Genomic DNA, 4,830 nt, shown 5'->3' on the forward strand with positions numbered 1-4,830 from the left:
TTCCAATGTGGGAGCGGGCTTGCTCGCGAAGGGCGCGACTCGGTTCAACGGTCAACCAAACCGATAAATGTCCATGCCCAACGCCCCCATGGTGAATCCCTGGTGGGCAATGCTGAAATCACCCCCCGCGCTGCGGGCAAAGTACAGCGGCAGCAAGTGCTCATCACTGGGATGGTTACGTACGGCGTTCGGCGCCTGCTGACGGTAATCGTGCAGGGCCGCTTCATCGTTGGCCGCCAGCTTCTCGATCATCCAGTCGCGGAACACCTGAGCCCAGGGCTCGACGCTTTCAGGCCCCGCGTGCCAATCCAGTTCCCGCAGGTTGTGGGTAATGCTCCCGGAACCGATCAACAGAACGTCCTGCCCGCGCAGGCTGGCCAGGGCTTTGCCGACGCGGCTTTGCAGGGCTGGGCCGCCGCGAGTGGGCAGGGACACCTGAACGATCGGAATATCCGCTTGCGGATACATCAATTTCAGCGGCACCCAGACGCCATGGTCGAAAGGCCGTTGAGTGTCGACCCGCGCGGGAAGATCCGCGGCCTTCAGCAGCTCGACAACCTCTGCTGCCAATTGCGGCAGGCCGGGGGCAGGGTATTGCACTTCGAACAGCGCCCTCGGAAAGCCACCGAAGTCGTGCCAGGTTTCCGGCTGTGGATTGGCGCTGACCAGCAGTTCATGGCTTTCCCAGTGTGCGGAAACAATCACGATGGCTTTGGGCCTGGGCATCTGCGCCGCAAGGCGCTCGAGTGCCGGGCCACTGGCGCCGGGTTCCAGGGCCAGCATCGGGGAGCCATGGGATATGTACAGGCTGGGGAACATGAATGAGCTCCTGAGAGTTAAGATGCTCCATCTTCAATCAGATCATTGATCTAAATCTAATATAAGTTTTAGGGTGTTTTGATCGAATTTTCGGGGTTATTTATGCAGCCGGAATTTTGGCACAAGAAATGGGCGTCGAATCAGATCGGCTTTCACCTGCCGCAGGTGAACCCCTATCTGCGGCGGTTCTGGCAACAGTTGGATCTTGAAGACGGTGCGCGGGTGCTGGTGCCGCTGTGTGGCAAGAGCCTGGATCTGCTGTGGCTGGCGCACCAAGGGCATGAAGTCCTTGGGGTCGAGTTGTCGGAGAAAGCCGTGGAGGATTTCTTCGCCGAACACGGCTTCGATCCTGCCGTCAGTGAGCAGGGGCCGTTCAAGGTCTATCGGGCGGGTTCGATCGAGCTGTGGTGCGGCGATTTCTTCGCGCTGACAGCTGGGGATGTGGCTGATTGCTCCGCGCTTTATGACCGTGCCGCGCTGATTGCTCTGCCGCCAGCGATGCGCGAGCGCTATGCGGAGCATCTGAAGCGGATATTGCCCAGGGAGTCTCTCGGGCTGTTGATCACGCTGGATTACGATCAGGAACAGATGTCCGGGCCACCATTTGCTGTGCTCGATGAGGAAGTGCAGCGTTTGTTCGGGGTTTCGTGGGCGTTGAAGATCCTGGAGGATCAGGATGTGCTGAGCGAGAGCGGGAAGTTTCTGGAGGCCGGTGTAACGCGGCTTGAGGAGCGGGTTTATCGGGTTTCCAGTCGGTAGTTGGAGTGACTGTTCTGGCCTCTTCGCGAGCAAGCCCGCTCCCACAGTCGACCGCGTTACTTCTGTAGGAACCGGGTCAAGGGTGGGAGCGGGCTTGCTCGCGAAGGCTCAGGAGGGATCGCCCTCCCAGCAGCAGACATAAAAAAAGGCCCGCATCGCTGCGGGCCTTCTTGTTTGTTTCAGAGCTTCTTAGCCCCGGCGGCGAGCCAGTGCATCGATACGCTCTTCCAGCGGCGGGTGGCTCATGAACATGCGCGCGAACCCTTGTTTGATGCCACCGTTGATGCCGAAGGCGTTCAGGGTGTCGGGCATGTGCACCGGCAGGCCCTGTTCCGCACGCAGGCGCTGCAAGGCACCAATCATTGCGGCGGTGCCGGCCAGGTTGGCTCCGGCTTCGTCGGCACGGAATTCCCGTTTGCGCGAGAACCACATGACGATGGAGCTGGCCAGGATACCCAGGACCAGTTCGGCGAAGATGGTCGCCACGTAGTAGGCAATGCCCTGGCCTTCTTCGTTCTTGAAGATCACCTTGTCGACGAAGTTGCCGATGATCCGCGCAAAGAACATCACGAAGGTGTTCACCACACCCTGGATCAGCGCCAGGGTCACCATGTCGCCATTGGCCACGTGACCGATCTCGTGGGCCAGAACGGCTTTCACTTCATCCGGCGAGAAACGTTCGAGCAAGCCCTGGCTGACGGCAACCAGTGCATCGTTCTTGTTCCAGCCGGTGGCGAAGGCGTTCGCCTCGTAGGCCGGGAAAATCCCGACTTCCGGCATCTTGATCCCGGCTTCCCGGGACAGTTGCTCGACGGTTTGCAGCAGCCACTGCTCGTGACGGGTACGTGGCTGGGTGATGATCTGGGTGCTGGTGCTCATCTTCGCCATCCACTTGGAGATGAACAGCGAGAACAGGGAACCGGCGAAACCAAAGACCGCACAGAAAATCAGCAGCTGATTGAGGTTGAGATCAACCCCATTGGCCGCCATGAACCCGTTAAAGCCGAAAAGGCTCAGGGTGATGCTGGCAATCAGCACGACCGCCAGGTTAGTGGCCAAGAACAGCAGGATGCGCATCATGGTTGTAGAAATCTCCTTTTGCTAAAGATGTAGCGTGATGCGGGGTATATAAGGTGATGCACCGGGGTATTCAACCGGGTGACTATTTCAAACTGTGTCCTACGGCAATAGCTTAGCTGCTTGCAGGATATTTCCGAGGCCAAGGCGAGAAGGGTTTTCGAGGCGATGCAGGTCCCAGGCCCTGTAGTTGTTGGACGCAAGCAGGCAGTGGGTTGTTTGTCGAGGGGGAGGGAAGCCTGACGCAAGCATATGTTGCTGAATGAATCACCGTGCGATGGCGCGTGGACATCGCACGGTGACAGCTCGCTTACTGGCGGTAGGACTTGAGGAAGTTGCCGATTCGGCCGATGGCCATTTCCAGGTCATCGACGCGAGGCAGGGTCACGACGCGGAAGTGATCCGGCCACGGCCAGTTGAACGCCGTTCCTTGCACGATCAGCAGCTTTTCGGAGAGCAGCAGGTCGAGGACGAACTTCTCGTCGTTGTGGATCGGGCAGACCTTCGGATCGATGCGCGGGAACGCGTACAGCGCGCCCATCGGCTTGACGCAGCTGACGCCGGGAATGTCGTTGAGCAGCTCCCAGGTGCGGTTGCGCTGCTCGAGCAGACGTCCTGGCGGCAGCACCAGATCATTGATGCTCTGATAGCCACCCAGCGCGGTCTGGATCGCGTGCTGGCTCGGCACGTTGGCGCACAGGCGCATGTTGGCCAGCATGTCGATGCCTTCGATGTAGCTCTGGGCGTGGTGTTTCGGCCCGGAGATGGCGATCCAGCCGGAGCGGAAACCGGCGACGCGATAGGATTTGGACAGACCGTTGAAGGTCAGGCACAGCAGGTCCGGCGCCAGGGACGCGGTGCAGATGTGCACGGCATCGTCGTACAGGATCTTGTCGTAGATCTCGTCGGAGAACACCACCAGGTTGTGCTGGCGGGCCAGTTCCAGCATGCCCAGCAGCACTTCCTTGGAGTACACCGCACCCGTCGGGTTGTTCGGGTTGATGATCACCAGGGCCTTGGTGTTCGGGGTGATCTTGGCCTTGATGTCTTCCAGGTCCGGCCACCAGTTGGCCTGCTCGTCGCACAGGTAGTGCACCGGATTGCCGCCCGACAGGCTCACGGCCGCGGTCCACAGCGGATAGTCAGGGGCCGGCACCAGCACTTCGTCGCCGTTGTTGAGCAGGGCCTGCATCGACATCACGATCAGCTCGGAAACGCCGTTGCCCAGGTAGATGTCTTCAATGCCGACGCCTTCGACCTGCTTTTGCTGGTAGTACTGCATCACGGCCTTGCGCGCACTGAACAGGCCCTTGGAATCGCTGTAGCCCTGGGCGGTCGGCAGGTTGCGGATCACGTCCTGGAGGATTTCGTCCGGCGCTTCGAAACCAAACGGCGCCGGGTTACCGATGTTCAGCTTGAGGATGCGATGGCCTTCCTCTTCCAGGCGTTTGGCGTGCTTGAGCACCGGGCCGCGAATGTCGTAGCAGACGTTGGCGAGCTTGTTCGATTTGCTGACCTGCATGGCGATGTGTTCCTGAAAATGAACGATCCAGGCGGCGAGTGAACAACCGTACTGGGAATCCTGCGTAATCTCACAGGCCTGACGCCTTGTGAGGCTGCACCCGTAAATCCGTTTGAATGCGCGTGGTCCGGCTGCCAGACTGGCGTTTTGACGAGGCGCAATCATACGTGCCGCCCGATCCGTGGAAAAGGTACAGATCGGGCTTTTTCAGCTACCGAGGTGTGACGATGGAAAAGTTGGAAAAAACCCTGGAAGAATGGAAAGCCATGCTCGACCCGGAGCAGTACAACGTGTGCCGCCTCAAGGGCACCGAGCGGCCGTTCTCCGGCAAATACAACGACAGCAAGGTCGACGGGATCTACCACTGCATCTGCTGCAACGAGCCGTTGTTCGATTCGAAGACCAAGTTCGATTCCGGCTGCGGCTGGCCGAGTTTCTATGCGCCGATCGGCGACAGCGCCATGACCGAAATCCGTGATGTCAGCCACGGCATGATCCGCACCGAAGTGGTCTGCAGCAAATGTGACGCGCACCTGGGCCATGTGTTCCCCGATGGCCCGCCGCCGACCGGCCTGCGGTATTGCATCAACTCGGTGTGCCTGGACCTGGTACCTCGCGCATAAACCCCGCCCTGTAGGAGCACGGCTTGCCGG

At 59.8% G+C, this 4,830-nt stretch carries 5 protein-coding genes; 2 read left to right on the forward strand and 3 right to left on the reverse strand.

Translation table 11 applies throughout. The annotated features are described in order from the left end of the window. Positions 1-51 precede the first annotated feature (51 nt). Positions 52-819 carry a DODA-type extradiol aromatic ring-opening family dioxygenase gene (locus K9857_RS29645; RefSeq protein WP_224542025.1) on the reverse strand — a complete coding sequence of 256 codons (768 nt, stop codon included), beginning with the start codon at positions 817-819 and terminating at the stop codon, positions 52-54. A gap of 102 nt (positions 820-921) precedes the next feature. Here K9857_RS29645 and K9857_RS29650 point away from each other — a divergent pair, with 102 nt between their 5' ends. Continuing rightward, positions 922-1,578 carry a thiopurine S-methyltransferase gene (locus K9857_RS29650; RefSeq protein WP_224542030.1) on the forward strand — a complete coding sequence of 219 codons (657 nt, stop codon included), beginning with the start codon at positions 922-924 and terminating at the stop codon, positions 1,576-1,578. Positions 1,579-1,767: 189 nt separating this feature from the next. Here the strand turns inward: K9857_RS29650 and htpX are convergent, their stop codons facing one another. Both htpX and K9857_RS29660 read right to left on the reverse strand, forming a co-directional pair. After that, positions 1,768-2,658, reverse strand: coding sequence for a protease HtpX (htpX, locus tag K9857_RS29655; protein ID WP_095061105.1), 891 nt, complete (start codon positions 2,656-2,658; stop codon positions 1,768-1,770). A 307-nt stretch (positions 2,659-2,965) separates the two neighbouring features. Beyond that, positions 2,966-4,177 (reverse strand): pyridoxal phosphate-dependent aminotransferase, encoded by a 1,212-nt coding sequence (locus tag K9857_RS29660; RefSeq protein WP_175376992.1) that lies wholly within the window; start codon positions 4,175-4,177, stop codon positions 2,966-2,968. Positions 4,178-4,404: 227 nt separating this feature from the next. On the opposite strand from K9857_RS29660, the gene msrB reads away from it, so the two are divergent. Then, positions 4,405-4,800: a peptide-methionine (R)-S-oxide reductase MsrB gene (gene msrB, locus K9857_RS29665; protein ID WP_224542028.1), complete on the forward strand. Its 396-nt coding sequence runs from the start codon at positions 4,405-4,407 to the stop codon at positions 4,798-4,800. Positions 4,801-4,830 lie beyond the last annotated feature (30 nt).

It is taken from the genome of Pseudomonas sp. REP124 (assembly GCF_020164475.1).
Classification (GTDB): Bacteria; Pseudomonadota; Gammaproteobacteria; order Pseudomonadales; family Pseudomonadaceae; genus Aquipseudomonas.